Genomic DNA, 14,980 nt, shown 5'->3' on the forward strand with positions numbered 1-14,980 from the left:
AAGATTTTATATCGTTTTTTCAGTTTGATATGTAAAAAGCTGATTCGCATAAGAACGAATCAGCTTTTATTAATAAATAAGATTTAACTAACTGAAAACATGTACTTTTTATACGTTTTCCGTACCGACAACACGAGCCCCATCATCATCATATTCGAGAACAAAGAACTTCCTCCATATGATAAAAACGGAAGCGCGATTCCTTTTACAGGCATTAATCCAACAATCATCCCAACATTTTGGAAGATTTGTAGTGTTAAAACACCAATTACTCCCACACATAATAATGTCCCAAATAGATTATCTGCCGAATAACCAATTATAATTGTTCGATATAAAAGGAGAAGGAACATAACTACAACAAAAGCTGCAATTAAAAATCCACCTTCTTCAGCAATTGTAGCAAAAATGAAATCCGTATGTTTTTCCGGGATATAGACGTTTCCATATCCAAACCCTTTTCCGTCCATTCCCCCACTACCTACTGCTAAGATAGATTGTTGGGTTTGGTACCCTTGATCTGCATGTTCAAATGGATCTAACCACCCTAAAATACGTGATTGTTGGTGTGGCTTTAACAGCGTAACTAACTTGTTAAAAAATATGTCTGGATATTTTACATATATAAATATTAGCGTAGATAATACAGTCACGGGAATGACTGTACATATTGCAATTAATTTCTTTTGAATACCTGACATAAACAAAATACATGCAATTCCTGCAGCATATAGGAAAACCATCCCTGTATCAGGTTGACTATATACAAATAACGCCGGTGGAATCGATACTAAAATAATTTTACCTATTAATTTTAAATCCGTTTGAAATGTTCGCACCATATATTTTTCATTATGCTTCACTGCTAAACTCGCAACTAAAATAAGCAATGCAATTTTAAAAAACTCCGATGGCTGGATTGCTCCAAGAACTGGGACTTTAAACCATCTTTTTGCCCCTAATATTTCAGGTGTTAAAGCTTTAAATGGTGAAATCTTAAGTATGATAATGGAAGCAAACCCAACAATATAGAATGGCCATGCTAATTTTTGCAGTTGATCTAAATCAATACTTGCAACAAGTAGTAATAACACAATACCTATTACATAGTTAACCCCTTGTTTCATTGCAAAGTTTGAATTTCCATATTGTCCTGTTTGTTGACTACTATATATGGCTGCTATACTCGTAATACATAATACACACAAAATTAAAATTAATTTTACATCTAAACTTTTTAGAAACTTGGTACTTCTCTTCATGACATCCTCCTGAAACATTGTTAAGGCAAAATAAAAAACCAGGAGTCAACATTCTTCATGTTTTGACGACTGATTGCACATTAATCTATAAAATACTTATATAGAATAACTTTCTTTTTCAAACAATACAATATATTATACTACAGTTTCATCAGTAAGATTTGCCAAAAAAGTATTCTTTTCTTATTGTATATCTATATACAATATATCAGCAATGTATTTTCGTAAATTCATAACACATTGTCATTCATTGTAAGATTCATTTTTTATATTTTTGAGCCCCTACTCACTTCACTTAAAAGAGAAATTCCTAAAACGGTCAAAATTACTCCTAAAAAATAAGAACCGTGTAGTATACGTTTCTTATTTCTCAAGAATAAAACACAGTTTTTCGTTTTGATCCAATGTTACAAGTACGGCTTTTGAATATTTATCTTGTTCCTGTAATTTTTCTTGCAACCATTCCTCTGTTCTTCCAAACAAAGCAAGTGTTTCTTTATTTATTTTTCCCTCTTTCATCACAACAACTGGCATGTAAAAAGGTTGCGCCTCAATCATAGCCTCTTTTTTTGTTACAGGTTCATTCTCTTGTTTTAAAAAAGAAGAAATATTCCCTCCGGGCTCCCATAGCGCAACTGCCACTTTCGTTATATCCTCAATCTTTTGCATACGAAGTTCTGAAAGCAAATAGTCGATAGAAATACGAGCTTTCTTTAAATTTTTCAATACAATATTCCCATTTTGAATCAAAATAAGTGGATCTGGTTCTAAAAAACGCCTCCAGCCTTCACATTTCAAGCTTAAAAGGGCAGTTAAACTATATAATATAATAAGAACAACTGTTGTAGTCATCGAACCAATCATTCCTAATTTCTCATCTGATAACGGATGCGCTAAAATGTTCCCTAATATTAAAGCAGTAATAAAATCAACAAAACGGAGTTGAGAAATAGAACGCTGTCCCATAAATTTTGCTACAACTAGTAAAAAGAAATATGCAATAACGCTACGTAAACTCCATTCTAAAATCGAAAGATGTTCCCGCTCAAAAAAGAAATCCCACATCTCTATCCGCCTTTCCTATTATATTATTTTTAGTGTGTGCTGCTCTTTCTTCTATATACAAAAAAGCTAATCCTACAACGGATTAGCTTTTTAAAAGTTTCATTATATTATTATTATTAATATACAGACGTATTATTCTCAGATACATTTTCAAGAATCTCTTTTACACGTCCTAAGAATTTACCACAGATTAAGCCATCAAGTACACGGTGATCAAGGGATAAACATAGGTTAACCATGTCGCGTGCACCAAACATGCCATTATCCATAATAACTGGACGTTTTACAATCGATTCTACTTGTAAAATAGCTGCTTGTGGATGGTTGATAATACCCATAGATTGAACAGAACCAAATGACCCTGTGTTATTAATTGTGAATGTACCACCTTGCATTTCGTCCGCTTTTAATGATTTTGTACGTACTTTTCCTGCAAGTTCTGTAATTTCACGAGCGATACCCTTAATTGTTTTCTCATCTGCTTGTTTAATAACTGGTACAAATAGTTCATTTTCTGTTGCAACAGCAATAGAAAGATTGATATCTTTCTTCTGAACGATTTTATCGCCAGCCCACATTGAGTTAATTTGTGGGTATTCTTTCAACGCTTGTGCAACTGCTTTAACGAAGAATGCAAAGAATGTTAAATTGAAGCCTTCACGTTTTTTGAATTCACCTTTGATTGAATTACGGTATGATACAAGGTTTGTTACATCTACTTCAATCATCATCCATGCGTGTGGTGCTTCATGTTTACTACGCAGCATATTCGCCGCGATTGCTTTACGCACACCAGTCACTGGAATTTCGATATCTCCAGGCACTGTCGGTACAGAAACCGGTTTGGCCGCTTCTGTTTTTTGTGCTACCGGTGCTGGCGTAGCTGATTTTGGCGCTTCCTGTGATACCTGCGCAGAGACAGGTGCTTCTTCTTTCTTCGCACCAACTACCGGAATATTTCCAGATTCCACAAGCTTCAGAATATCTTTACGTGTAATACGGCCGTTTGCTCCCGTACCTTCCACTACATCTAAATCGATATTATGTTCACCTGCAAGTTTTAATACAGCTGGTGAGAAACGTGGTTTGCCATCAGTTGCTTGCTTCACTTTTGGTGTTTTTTCAGCTGAAGCTACTTCTACCTTTGGCTCCTCTTTTGTTTTCTCTTCTACAGCTGTCGCAGCTACCTCATCTGCGCCCTCTACTTGGATGACACAAACAACTTCACCTACTGCAAGTGTATCACCTTCACCAGCGACCAACTCTTTCACAATTCCTGTGAAAGAAGATGGTACTTCTGCATTTACCTTATCTGTCATTACTTCTGCAAGCGGATCATATTTATTTACGTGATCGCCAATATTTACGAGCCATTTACTAATTGTACCTTCCGTTACACTTTCCCCAAGCTGAGGCATTGTGATATTTTCTACAGCCATGTATAGTCCCCCCGATTAAAATTCCGCAAGTTCACGCATTGCTTTTTCAACTTTATCTGGATTTACCATAAAGAATTTTTCCATTGTTGGTGCATATGGCATTGCTGGAACGTCTGGACCTGCAAGACGCGCAATTGGTGCATCAAGGTCAAATAGGCAGTTTTCTGCAATAATTGCTGCTACTTCACTCATGATACTTCCTTCTTTATTATCTTCCGTTACAAGAAGAACTTTACCCGTTTTAGAAGCCGCTTCAATAATCGCTTCTTTATCTAATGGATATACAGTACGTAAATCAAGAATATGAGCAGAAATGCCATCTTTCGCTAATTTTTCAGCAGCTTGAAGAGCAAAGTGAACACATAATCCGTATGTGATGACAGTAATATCATCACCTTCACGTTTTACATCTGCTTTTCCGATTGGTAATACATAATCATCTTCTGGTACTTCGCCTTTAATTAAACGATATGCACGTTTATGTTCAAAGAATAATACTGGATCTTCATCACGAATTGCCGCTTTTAATAATCCTTTTGCATCATATGGTGTAGAAGGGATAACAATTTTTAAACCTGGTTGGTTTGCAAACATCGCCTCCACAGATTGTGAATGATACAATGCACCGTGAACGCCGCCACCAAACGGTGCACGTACAGTGATTGGACAAGTCCAGTCATTGTTAGAACGGTAACGAATTTTTGCTGCCTCAGAAACAATTTGGTTTACTGCTGGCATAATAAAATCAGCAAATTGCATTTCCGCAATTGGACGCATTCCGTACATCGCTGCCCCAATTGCTACCCCTGCAATTGCAGATTCTGCAAGCGGTGTATCAAGCGCACGATCTTCACCAAATTGATCATATAATCCATTTGTCGCTTTAAATACGCCACCTTTTTTACCAACATCTTCTCCTAATACAAATACTTTCTCATCGCGTTCCATTTCCTCACGCATTGCTAATGTAATCGCGTCAATATAAGACATTACAGCCATGAAACGTTCCCCCCTATTCTGCGTATACGTGCTTCAATGCATCTTCAGGTGCTGCATACGGAGCATTTTCTGCATATTCTGTTGCTTCATTTACGATATGCATAATTTCATCTAACATTTGTTTTTCAGATTCCTCTGTTAACACGCCAACCTCTTTTAAGTAAGCAGCAAATGTAAAGATGGAATCTTTTTTCTTCGCTTCCTCTACTTCTTCTTTATCACGATATACACGATCATCGTCATCACTAGAATGTGCTGTTAAACGATATGATACTGTTTCGATTAAAGTTGGACCTTCTCCACGGCGACCACGGTCTGCCGCCTCTTTTACAGCTTTATATACTGCAAGCGGATCATTTCCGTCTACTGTATACCCTGGCATGCCATAACCAATTGCACGATCTGATACATTTTTACATGCTAATTGCTTTTCAACAGGGATAGAAATCGCATATTTATTATTCTCACACATAAAAATAACAGGCAATTTGTGTACACCAGCAAAGTTAGCACCTTCGTGAAAGTCACCTTGGTTAGAAGAACCTTCACCGAATGTAACAAACGTTACTAAATCTTTCTTTTCCATCTTCCCTGCTAATGCAATACCTACTGCATGAGGCACTTGCGTTGTAACTGGTGATGAACCTGTCACAATACGGTTTTTCTTCTGACCGAAGTGACCAGGCATTTGACGGCCACCGGAGTTTGGATCTCCTGCTTTTGCAAAACCAGACAACATAAGCTCTTTTGCTGTCATACCAAACGCTAGTACAACCCCCATATCACGGTAGTATGGCAATGCATAGTCTTTTTCACGATCAAGTGCAAATGCTGCGCCTACTTGTGCAGCTTCTTGCCCTTGACAAGAAATTACGAATGGAATTTTCCCTGCACGGTTTAATAACCACATACGCTCGTCGATTTTACGCGCAAGCAACATAGTACGATACATTTCTAATACTTGCTCATCACTTAAGCCAAGTTCTTCATGGCGTTTTTCTTTTACTTCTGCCATTTTCATAACCTCCTAAATCCACATTTTTATGCGTGTAACGCTTTTCCATCTACTGCTAATGCAGCTTCACCAATTGCTTCAGATAAGGATGGATGCGGATGAATTGTATGTGCAACTTCCCAAGGTGTTGCATCAAGTACTCTTGCAAGACCCGCTTCAGAAATCATATCCGTTACATGTGGGCCAATCATATGAACACCAAGAATATCATTTGTTTCTGCATCAACTACAAGTTTCACAAAGCCATCTGATTCTCCGTATACAAGTGCTTTTCCGATTGCACGGAATGAGAACTTACCTACTTTTAACTTATAGCCTTTTTCTTTTGCTTCTTGTTCTGTTAAACCAACAGAAGCAACTTCTGGACTACTGTATACACATTTCGATACCATTGAGTAGTCAATTGGCATAACTTCTTTACCAGCAATATGCTCTACCGCTACAATACCTTCATGAGAAGCAACATGTGCAAGTTGTAAACCGCCAATTACATCACCAATTGCATAAATATGTGATTCTTTCGTTTGGTAAAATTCATTTGTTTGAATGTATCCTTTTTCCACGATGATATCTGTATTCTCTAAACCGATATTTTGCGTATTTGCCTGTCTTCCTACAGATACAAGCATTTTCTCTGCCTTGAATTCTTTATTTTCACCATTGTGTTCGGCTTGAATTGCTACTCCATTATCTTTTACCAATGTTTCAGGTAATACTTTTGCACCTGTCACCACTTTAATACCTTTTTTCTTTAATAGACGCTGCATTTCTTTCGAAACATCTTGATCTTCAAGCGGCAGGACATGTTTTGCGTATTCTAATACAGTAACTTCTACACCGAAGTCAGCAAGCATAGATGCCCATTCAATTCCAATTACGCCGCCACCGACAATAACAATCGATTTCGGAAGCGTTTCCATTTTTAGGGCATGATCCGATGACATTACGTACTCTCCGTCTAATTCTAATCCTGGTAATGAATTTGGACGAGATCCTGTTGCAATTAGAACATTTTTCGGAATCAACATCTCATTCTCTTCACCATTTGCAAATTCAACTGAAATTGTTCCTGGCATTGGAGAGAAGATAGAAGGTCCAAGAATTCGGCCGATACCTTCAAACACATCAATTTTACCTTGCTTCATTAAATGTTGAACGCCTTTATGAAGCTGCGTTACAATCTTTTCTTTACGCTCTTGCACTTTTGCAAAGTTTAATTCTACATTGCTCGCTACAACGCCAAACTCTTCACTCTTTTTCGCAGTTGCATATACTTCTGCACTACGTAGTAATGCCTTACTAGGAATACAGCCTTTGTGTAAGCAAGTACCACCAAGATTATCTTTTTCAACAAGTGCTGTTTTTAGCCCTAATTGTGATGCACGAATAGCAGCAACATACCCGCCAGTACCGCCGCCAACGATGACTAAATCATATTCTTTTGCCATTATCTCAACCCCTAGCTACCGTTTCTTTTTCTCGTACAACATACTCTTTCGGATCTTCTTCTTCACGTAATACGCGAAGTGCTCCTTCTGCTAATGCCTGTAATTCATCTTCTCCAGGATGCACAATCACATCTGCAATCCAATGCACGCGATCTTTGATTTCATCAACAAGAATTTTGCTATATGCGAGTCCTCCTGTTAAAACGATTGCATCGATTTTCCCATGAAGAACGCTACTAGCTCCGCCGATTTCTTTCGCAACTTGATATGCCATTGCTTTATAAATAAGTGTTGCCTCAGGATCACCTTTTTCAACCATGTTTTCAACCTTAATTGCATCGTTTGTACCAATGAGGCTTACTAATCCGCCTTGTCCAACAATCTTTTTCATCATTTCATCGCGGTAATACTCACCTGAGAAACACATTTCTATTAACTGTCCAACCGGCACTGTTCCAGCACGTTCTGGACTAAATGGACCCTCACCATTTAAACCATTATTTACATCAATAACTTTCCCTTGCTTATGAGCACCAACTGTAATTCCTCCGCCCATGTGTGCAATTAATAGGTTTAAATCTTCATATTTACGACCAAGTTCTTCTGCCACTTTACGTGCCACTGCTTTTTGGTTTAACGCATGAAAAATACTTTTTCGCTCCATACCGGAGATTCCGCTAATGCGAGCGATTGGCTCCATTTCATCAACAACAACTGGATCAACAATGAAAGCTGGAATGTTTAATCCAGAAGCAATTTCATACGCCAAAATACCTCCAAGGTTTGAAGCGTGATGGCCACTATATCCATTTTTCAAATCTTCTAACATAGCTTCGTTCACTGTATACGTACCGCCTTCAATCGGACGAAGTAATCCTCCGCGTCCGCAAACAGCGTTTAATTTCGAAATATTAATGCCGTGAGAATGTAGAACCTCTAAAATTGTTTCTTTTCGAAATTCATATTGATCAATAATTCGTTTATATTCCCCGATTTTATCCACATCATGACGAATAGTTTCTTCTAAAACGGGTCTCTCATTATCAAAAACACCTATTTTTGTGGATGTACTACCCGGATTAATAACAAGGATTCGATTTAAGGACAATGTTGCTACCTCCACCTTATAAATTCAAAAGGCAGTGGAAACCTCATAAGAGGTAACCACAGCTTTTGTAGAAGTTGTATATAAAAGAATTAGCGACGGCTAATGATGTCATGACCGTTGCGTAAGTACGTGCTACGAGTATTTTTTAAGCTTGCAATACGCTCTTCAGCTAGACGATCTGCTGCAACATAAGTTGGCACACCATCACGTTTTGAAATCTCAATTACTTTTGCAATTGTGTCATAAATAGACTCTACGCGTTTTAATGCACGTTCTCTATTGTATCCATATAATTCATCTGCTACGTTAATTACGCCGCCTGCATTAATTACATAGTCTGGTGCATATACAATTCCCATTTCATGAATTGTGTCACCATGACGATCTTCTTTTAATTGGTTATTTGCAGAACCTGCGATTACTTTCGCTTTCAATTGTGGAATTGTTTCGTCATTTACTGTTGCACCTAATGCACATGGTGCATAAATGTCACATTCTACACCATAAATTTCATTTGGTTCAACTGCTGTTGCACCAAATTCTTCTACCGCACGTTGTACCGCTTCTTTATTGATATCTGTAACGATTAGTTGTGCCCCTTCAGCGTGTAAATGTTTGCATAAATGATATGCTACGTTACCAACACCTTGAACAGCAATTACTTTACCTTCTAGGCTATCTGTGCCAAATGCTTCTTTTGCTGCTGCTTTCATACCACGATAAACACCATAAGCAGTTACTGGAGATGGGTTACCAGAAGAACCGAATGAAGGTGAAATACCTGTTACAAAGTCAGTTTCTTCGTGGATAATATCCATATCATCAACAGTTGTACCAACATCTTCTGCAGTAATGTAACGTCCGTTTAATCCTTGAATGTAACGTCCTAGTGCACGGAACATCGCTTCACTTTTATCTTTACGTGGGTCGCCGATGATAACTGTTTTTGCACCACCTAGGTTTAAACCAGCTGCTGCGTTTTTATACGTCATCCCTTTGGCAAGACGCAATGCATCTTCAATCGCCGCTTCTTCAGAATCATATGTCCACATTCTTGTTCCACCAAGGGCTGGCCCAAGTGTTGTATCATGAATTGCAATGATTGCTTTTAATCCAGATTCTTTATCTTGACAAAATACTACTTGCTCATAATCATATTTTTCTAAGTATTCGAAGATTTCTAATGTCATTGTCATTTCCCCCTAATTGTTTTACCCTATTGGTTTATTTAGAAGCAGTCGCAACTGCTAAAGCTAATGAATATACTTTTGTTTCTGCTGAATCAGCACGAGATGTTAAAACAATCGGTGCTTTCGCGCCAGCAATCATCGCTCCTACATTTGCATTTGCAAAATAGACAAGCGATTTATATAGCACGTTTCCAGCTTCAATCGTTGGGACGAGTAAAATGTCTGCCTTACCTGCTACATCACTTACTATGCCTTTGTGCTCTGCTGCAACTTGTGATACAGCATTATCTAAAGCAAGTGGTCCATCGACGATACAATCTTTAATTTGTCCACGACGATTCATTTGCGTTAACATCGCTGCATCGATTGTTGCTTGCATCGCTGGATTAATAACTTCCACCGCTGCAATTGGAGCCACTTTCGGCAATTCGATTCCTATTGCCCGGGCAACTTCAACAGCATTTTGTATAATAGCAGCTTTTTGCCCTACATCAGGTGCAATGTTCATTGCTGCATCTGTGACAAAAATAAAGCGATCGTAATTTGGAACTTCAAACGCTGCAACATGTGATAACACACTACCTTTGCGAAGTCCCCACTCTTTATTTAATACTGCTTTTAAAATACTTGCGGTCGGGATGTTCCCCTTCATAAGTACATCTGCTTCACCATTTCTTACAGCTTTAACAGAAAGTTCCGCGGCCTCAGCATTTGATGATGCGCCGATCACTTGAACGTGTTCTGAAACTTGTAAGTTATGCTCTTGTAGCATACCCATAATTTTTTCTTGATTTCCATATAGACGAAATTGAGCTAACTGTAATTGAATGGCCTTAGCAACTGCTTCAATTACTTCATGATCTTCAGCTACTGCTACAGCCACAGTTTTTTGGGGCTGTCCTGCTGCTTGATCAATTAAGTGTTTTAACTTCATATTTTGTAATCAACCCTTTCCGTCGTCCCTCGTCTATTTAATAAGCAAATACCGTGCCAACTTTTCAAAGTGGTCATACCAATTATGAAAACGCATACAAAACGCAGTAAAATCAGTACTTTAGAAAATAGCAGAATATTCTGTCTTAAATTGTCGTTTTTTGTATACCATGCAATAAATTGCACGGTACGCAATTTATTGCATGCTATTTTTTGCATGGTCATACTTTTCTAACTTGTAATATAAATTTCGAACTGAGATTCCTAACGCTTTTGCTGTCTTTGTTTTATTCCCATCAAACTTCTCTAAATATTCATGTATGATGTTCCCTTCAAACTCCGTGACCAAATGTTCAAGAGACTTTTCTTCTAATTCCGGTAGCAAACTACTTCCTTTTAACTCCACTTGATCTTCCTTATGCAAAGAGGGCAAATGATGCACATCAATATACATCTCATTATAGTTCATAAAAATAATGGCTCGCCCCAAAATATTTTCAAGCTCTCTGACATTCCCCGGCCAATCATACGATTGCAAATATTCAATAGCCGATTCCGTTAACCCTTCTACATTCCGACCATAATCTTGATTAATTTTTTGAATCAATCGTTCTGATATAACTGGAATATCTTCCTTTCGTTGACGAAGAGAAGGAATTTGAATCGGAATTTTATTTAAGCGATAATATAAATCTTCCCGGAATTCACCTTCCAAAATTGCTTTTTCTAAATTCACATGCGTCGCTGCAATAACCCGAACGTTAATAGGAATCGCTTTCGTTCCGCCTACTTTTACAATTTCTTTCTCCTGCAGTACACGTAATAATTTCGCTTGCGTATTGGCAGACAACTCACCAATCTCATCTAAAAAAACACTTCCATTGTTTGCTTCTTCAAAGAAACCTCGTTTGCCACCTCTTCTTGCTCCAGAGAAAGCCCCTTCTTCATAACCAAATAATTCACTCTCTAATAGAGTCTCTGAAATAGCAGCACAATTCACACGCACAAATTTATTGTACTTCCGGTTACTCCCGTTATGAATAGCATGTGCAAATAACTCTTTACCAGTCCCTGACTCCCCGCGAAGTAATACTGTTGCCGGCGTATTTGCTCCAAGTTTCGCTTGTTCAATCGCTGCCATCATTTCATCAGACGTTCCTACAATATCCTCAAAAGAATATTTTGCCTCTAGCGTCCGAATAATTTGTCTTGCCCGATTTAATTCATGTGTTAACTTTTGAATTTCTGACACATCACGAATAACACCCACGCTACCTTTCAATATGCCATCAACAATAATCGGTGCTACATTTACAATTACATCACGTTTTTTCTGACCGATTTTCATATGAATCCCTCGTACCGCTCTACGCGTCCGAAGTACTTTCATATGCATACTTTCACCCTCTACAATATCAGTCGTTGCAGGTTTTCCAATTATGTCATCCTCTGTAAGACCTGTTAACTTCGTATAAGCGGGGTTTATAACAAGACCTCTCCCCTTCTCATCTACAACAGAAATCGCTTCCTCAGATGAATGAATAATCGCTTCCAATAAGGTTTGGATTTCTTTTAAATCCGTAACTTCTTCTGCTAAATCTACAACTTCTGTAATATCTTTAAAAATGGCAAAAGCTCCTTGAACCTCTCCATCTTCTTTTAAAATAGGAATACGAGTTGTAATAATCTTTTTTTCATTCCCTAACGTCAACTCATGATTCACTTCTATTTGTTTCGTTCGTATAATACGAAGTAATTTACTAGTCGGGATTACTTCTAAAATATATTTACCTACCGCTTCTCCTGTTTTATAACCTGTTATACGTTCTGCACTTTTATTAAATAATTTTACATAACCTTCTGAATCAATGACGATCATTCCATCATGAGTGGAGTTTAAAATCAAATTCCCTTGCTGCGTTTGTTCTTTTAACTTTTCAATTAAACCCTCTTTCTCATGTGCCAACTTCGTAACGATTTTCGCAACATCCCCTGGTATAAGAAGTGTATTTTCTTGCTTTTTTGCTAATAGAACCTTATGTAAATGGTAATCACCACTCATATCAAAAATTACATCCACACCCAACGTAAGAAACGAATCTAAATCTTCTCCAATTGCAATACCTTGTTCTTGCGCAATCTGTAATCCTTTTGCATTCGGATTTATATCGATAACGCCAACGACTTTAAATATATTCGAATTTTGCAGCAAACCAAGAATCGTACTTCCACCTTCGCCCGCTCCAATAATTAATACTTTTTGTTTCACACATTACACTTCCTCTCGAAGTATCTCTGCAAAATTTTTCACACCTTTATCTTACTCGTTCAGCAATCACTTGACAAATGTCCTTTCTATATAACATCATTTAATATATACGAAATTATCTGAAAAGGAGCGTTATCTATGCAGCGTTACCTCGCTCTTCTATTAGCCCTTATTCCCATTTCATTAGCAGTGCTAGGTATAAAATTAATGAGAGATACTGTATTCGGTATTCTTTTATCTCCAATTCCTGTATTATGGTTACAATTTTTAATGGGGGTATTCTGCTTTGCAATCGGTTTTTATATCTTTGGTAGCTTCGTATTATACCGCGATCGTAAGCGAAATAAAGTACAAGCTCGTTTTCGAAGGTAAGTAAACAAAAAAGTGAGACCTTTCTTAATTAAAGGTCTCACTTTTTCACTTGCAATAACACTCTAGCAGTTTCTGGATAATCGGTAATAATTGCCGATATATTCATATCGAAATATTTACGCATGACCGTCTCTTCATTTATCGTATAAGGACGAACCTCGACTCCGCTTTCCATTGTTAATTCAGCGATTGCATCAGGAAAGTAACGATGGTTTGGATGGACCGCAGTAGCCCCCATTTTTTGCGCATAGGCCCATGGGCTATGTAAACCTTCACGGTATAAAATCGCCGTTTGAATATCTGGAGCCATCATATGACATCTTTTCATACTGTAATGATTAAAAGAAGAAAAGATAACCCGCTCTTCAAGACCGAACTTTCGTACAAGTGTTATAACCTCTTCTTCTAAACCACGATATGGAATTTTATTATTTTTAAATTCAATATTCAGAAGCAATCGATTGGACTGCAACCACTCTAATACTTCCTCTAATAAAGGAATTCGGCAAAAGCCTACCTTTTCCGAAAACTTGTGACTCGCATCTAATTTTCTCAAGTCTTCATACAGATAATTACGAACCGCACCCTTTCCATTCGTTGTACGATTGACAGTTTCATCATGAATCACAACAACTTTTCCATCCTTCGTAAATTGTACATCTAATTCTATCCCATCTGCCTGAAACGATTCCGCAGCTTCAAAGGAAATCATTGTATTTTCTGGATACGTCCCCGCCGCACCGCGGTGCGCAAATATAAGAGTCATCCTCACTCCCCCAATCTTATGCTATACTATACGAAAAAGGAGGTACTTCTTTCTATGAGACCATTACAAATTTCTCCGGACACTGCAATCCGCTTATCAAAAGCTCTTGGTGTTCCACTTGAGCAAATTATGCATATGCCGCAGCACATTTTAGTTCAAAAGTTAGTTGAATTAGAAAAACAAAGTAAAGATGAAGAATAATATAGTCCTGTTTTTGCAGGGCTTTTTATTATCCTCGAGTCATTCCACTCGTTTATCTCATCTTACAATTATATCACTGAGTCATTTTACATATAACCTCATTGTTTAAATGGCTCAGTGATATAAGGTGATTGCACAGCTACCCATCATTAACAAACATCTTTTAATACGAAAGAAGACCATTTTTTATTTTATAATCTCAATAGTAAACTTATTTAAACTGGCAACGTTAAAGCCATTAAGATATTCTCTCTATACCCCTCATCCTTTTCCTTCAATTCAAGAATCTTGCGTCTCAAATCAATATCCACATATAACTCACAATAACGATTTAATTCCTCATCTTCATCAAAAAACAGTTTGAATTTTAGAATTTCATTTTCAAAATTCGATGGATTTCCCGCCAATGCGAAACACGTAAAAGGTACTATATTATTCATTTTAAAATTACTACTTTTCGATAAATATAAATATGATATAACGTTTACTAAATAATCAGAATCATTCCCCAAAGAATAAAATACAATACCGTTTTGATGAAAAGCATTATAATTTATTTCCCCTGCAGTAGTCATACCCCTTATCATATTATCTTTAAAAGCAATCATGAATCCAACAATTTCTCCTTCAAATTGACCAAAAACTTTAACAACATGATACCCTCCCTCCAATAATGTGTGATATTAAACGTTAAATCTTGAAATCCCTCTTCTGTATTTTCATTAATAACCACAAATTCCATATCAGTCCTCCTACTCCTTTTTCTATTTTCTAAAAATATCCCTCTCTTCCCCCTCTTATTTCCAGCGTAACACAATAAAAAACCTCCTATCTATTGAACTGCACCCCAATTGTTAGACACAATTAACAATTGGAGGTGTAGTTTTTTTATGGCAAAGTTTTCATTAGAAGT

General features: G+C 37.3%; 15 protein-coding genes. 2 read left to right on the top strand and 13 right to left on the bottom strand.

Going from position 1 to position 14,980, the window contains the following annotated elements; genetic code table 11:
• Positions 1–83: 83 nt before the first annotated feature.
• From J4P91_RS05190 to J4P91_RS05235, 10 genes are all read right to left on the bottom strand, one after another.
• Positions 84–1,262, bottom strand: coding sequence for an FtsW/RodA/SpoVE family cell cycle protein (locus J4P91_RS05190; RefSeq protein WP_207993146.1), 1,179 nt, complete (start codon positions 1,260–1,262; stop codon positions 84–86).
• Between the two features lie 363 nt (positions 1,263–1,625).
• Positions 1,626–2,327: a DUF421 domain-containing protein gene (locus J4P91_RS05195; protein WP_207993147.1), complete on the bottom strand. Its 702-nt coding sequence runs from the start codon at positions 2,325–2,327 to the stop codon at positions 1,626–1,628.
• Between the two features lie 116 nt (positions 2,328–2,443).
• Entirely contained in the window at positions 2,444–3,766 is a 1,323-nt protein-coding gene (locus J4P91_RS05200) for a dihydrolipoamide acetyltransferase family protein (protein WP_207993148.1), read from the bottom strand.
• A 15-nt stretch (positions 3,767–3,781) separates the two neighbouring features.
• A complete protein-coding gene (bfmBAB, locus tag J4P91_RS05205; protein WP_016133247.1) occupies positions 3,782–4,765 on the bottom strand; it encodes a 3-methyl-2-oxobutanoate dehydrogenase subunit beta in 984 nt (327 codons plus the stop codon).
• A 13-nt stretch (positions 4,766–4,778) separates the two neighbouring features.
• Positions 4,779–5,780 (bottom strand): 3-methyl-2-oxobutanoate dehydrogenase subunit alpha, encoded by a 1,002-nt coding sequence (bfmBAA, locus tag J4P91_RS05210; RefSeq protein ID WP_017150928.1) that lies wholly within the window; start codon positions 5,778–5,780, stop codon positions 4,779–4,781.
• 26 nt (positions 5,781–5,806) lie between these two features.
• Complete coding sequence (gene lpdA / locus J4P91_RS05215) at positions 5,807–7,228, bottom strand: dihydrolipoyl dehydrogenase (protein ID WP_207993149.1); 1,422 nt, start codon at positions 7,226–7,228, stop codon at positions 5,807–5,809.
• 4 nt (positions 7,229–7,232) lie between these two features.
• Positions 7,233–8,336, bottom strand: a complete 1,104-nt coding sequence (buk, locus tag J4P91_RS05220; RefSeq protein WP_017150926.1) for a butyrate kinase — start codon at positions 8,334–8,336, stop codon at positions 7,233–7,235.
• A gap of 89 nt (positions 8,337–8,425) precedes the next feature.
• Positions 8,426–9,526 (bottom strand): leucine dehydrogenase, encoded by a 1,101-nt coding sequence (locus J4P91_RS05225; RefSeq protein ID WP_207993150.1) that lies wholly within the window; start codon positions 9,524–9,526, stop codon positions 8,426–8,428.
• A gap of 34 nt (positions 9,527–9,560) precedes the next feature.
• Entirely contained in the window at positions 9,561–10,460 is a 900-nt protein-coding gene (gene yqiS / locus J4P91_RS05230; RefSeq protein WP_207993151.1) for a phosphate butyryltransferase, read from the bottom strand.
• A 195-nt stretch (positions 10,461–10,655) separates the two neighbouring features.
• Positions 10,656–12,728 carry a sigma 54-interacting transcriptional regulator gene (locus J4P91_RS05235; RefSeq protein WP_207993152.1) on the bottom strand — a complete coding sequence of 691 codons (2,073 nt, stop codon included), beginning with the start codon at positions 12,726–12,728 and terminating at the stop codon, positions 10,656–10,658.
• Between the two features lie 138 nt (positions 12,729–12,866).
• Between J4P91_RS05235 and J4P91_RS05240 the strand changes: the two genes are divergently transcribed.
• Positions 12,867–13,100: a DUF2627 domain-containing protein gene (locus J4P91_RS05240; RefSeq protein WP_017150922.1), complete on the top strand. Its 234-nt coding sequence runs from the start codon at positions 12,867–12,869 to the stop codon at positions 13,098–13,100.
• Positions 13,101–13,137: 37 nt separating this feature from the next.
• Here the strand turns inward: J4P91_RS05240 and J4P91_RS05245 are convergent, their stop codons facing one another.
• On the bottom strand, positions 13,138–13,866 hold the full coding sequence (locus J4P91_RS05245) for a glycerophosphodiester phosphodiesterase (protein ID WP_207993153.1): 729 nt from the start codon (positions 13,864–13,866) through the stop codon (positions 13,138–13,140).
• 54 nt (positions 13,867–13,920) lie between these two features.
• On the opposite strand from J4P91_RS05245, the gene J4P91_RS05250 reads away from it, so the two are divergent.
• Positions 13,921–14,067: a YycC family protein gene (locus J4P91_RS05250; protein WP_017150920.1), complete on the top strand. Its 147-nt coding sequence runs from the start codon at positions 13,921–13,923 to the stop codon at positions 14,065–14,067.
• A gap of 215 nt (positions 14,068–14,282) precedes the next feature.
• Here the strand turns inward: J4P91_RS05250 and J4P91_RS05255 are convergent, their stop codons facing one another.
• The gene (locus J4P91_RS05255) at positions 14,283–14,675 is read right to left on the bottom strand and encodes a hypothetical protein (protein ID WP_207993154.1); all 393 of its coding nucleotides are present in this window, start codon (positions 14,673–14,675) and stop codon (positions 14,283–14,285) included.
• On the bottom strand, positions 14,672–14,809 hold the full coding sequence (locus J4P91_RS05260; RefSeq protein ID WP_207993155.1) for a hypothetical protein: 138 nt from the start codon (positions 14,807–14,809) through the stop codon (positions 14,672–14,674). Before J4P91_RS05260 ends, J4P91_RS05255 begins: the two co-directional genes overlap by 4 nt.
• Between the last annotated feature and the right edge of the window lie 171 nt (positions 14,810–14,980).

Origin of the sequence: Bacillus sp. XF8 (assembly GCF_017498755.1) — a bacterium.
Taxonomy (GTDB): Bacteria; Bacillota; Bacilli; order Bacillales; family Bacillaceae_G; genus Bacillus_A; species Bacillus_A bingmayongensis.

What these genes read in the sequence shown, in the direction of transcription:
- J4P91_RS05255 (WP_207993154.1), bottom strand. Translation starts at nt 14,675, where the DNA reads ATGATTGCTTTTAAAGATAATATGATAAGGGGTATGACTACTGCAGGG.
- J4P91_RS05245 (WP_207993153.1), bottom strand. Translation starts at nt 13,866, where the DNA reads ATGACTCTTATATTTGCGCACCGCGGTGCGGCGGGGACGTATCCAGAA.
- J4P91_RS05190 (WP_207993146.1), bottom strand. Translation starts at nt 1,262, where the DNA reads ATGAAGAGAAGTACCAAGTTTCTAAAAAGTTTAGATGTAAAATTAATT.
- J4P91_RS05200 (WP_207993148.1), bottom strand. Translation starts at nt 3,766, where the DNA reads ATGGCTGTAGAAAATATCACAATGCCTCAGCTTGGGGAAAGTGTAACG.
- J4P91_RS05250 (WP_017150920.1), top strand. Translation starts at nt 13,921, where the DNA reads ATGAGACCATTACAAATTTCTCCGGACACTGCAATCCGCTTATCAAAA.
- J4P91_RS05225 (WP_207993150.1), bottom strand. Translation starts at nt 9,526, where the DNA reads ATGACATTAGAAATCTTCGAATACTTAGAAAAATATGATTATGAGCAA.
- yqiS (WP_207993151.1), bottom strand. Translation starts at nt 10,460, where the DNA reads ATGAAGTTAAAACACTTAATTGATCAAGCAGCAGGACAGCCCCAAAAA.
- J4P91_RS05195 (WP_207993147.1), bottom strand. Translation starts at nt 2,327, where the DNA reads ATGTGGGATTTCTTTTTTGAGCGGGAACATCTTTCGATTTTAGAATGG.
- lpdA (WP_207993149.1), bottom strand. Translation starts at nt 7,228, where the DNA reads ATGGCAAAAGAATATGATTTAGTCATCGTTGGCGGCGGTACTGGCGGG.
- bfmBAA (WP_017150928.1), bottom strand. Translation starts at nt 5,780, where the DNA reads ATGGCAGAAGTAAAAGAAAAACGCCATGAAGAACTTGGCTTAAGTGAT.
- J4P91_RS05240 (WP_017150922.1), top strand. Translation starts at nt 12,867, where the DNA reads ATGCAGCGTTACCTCGCTCTTCTATTAGCCCTTATTCCCATTTCATTA.
- bfmBAB (WP_016133247.1), bottom strand. Translation starts at nt 4,765, where the DNA reads ATGGCTGTAATGTCTTATATTGACGCGATTACATTAGCAATGCGTGAG.
- J4P91_RS05260 (WP_207993155.1), bottom strand. Translation starts at nt 14,809, where the DNA reads ATGGAATTTGTGGTTATTAATGAAAATACAGAAGAGGGATTTCAAGAT.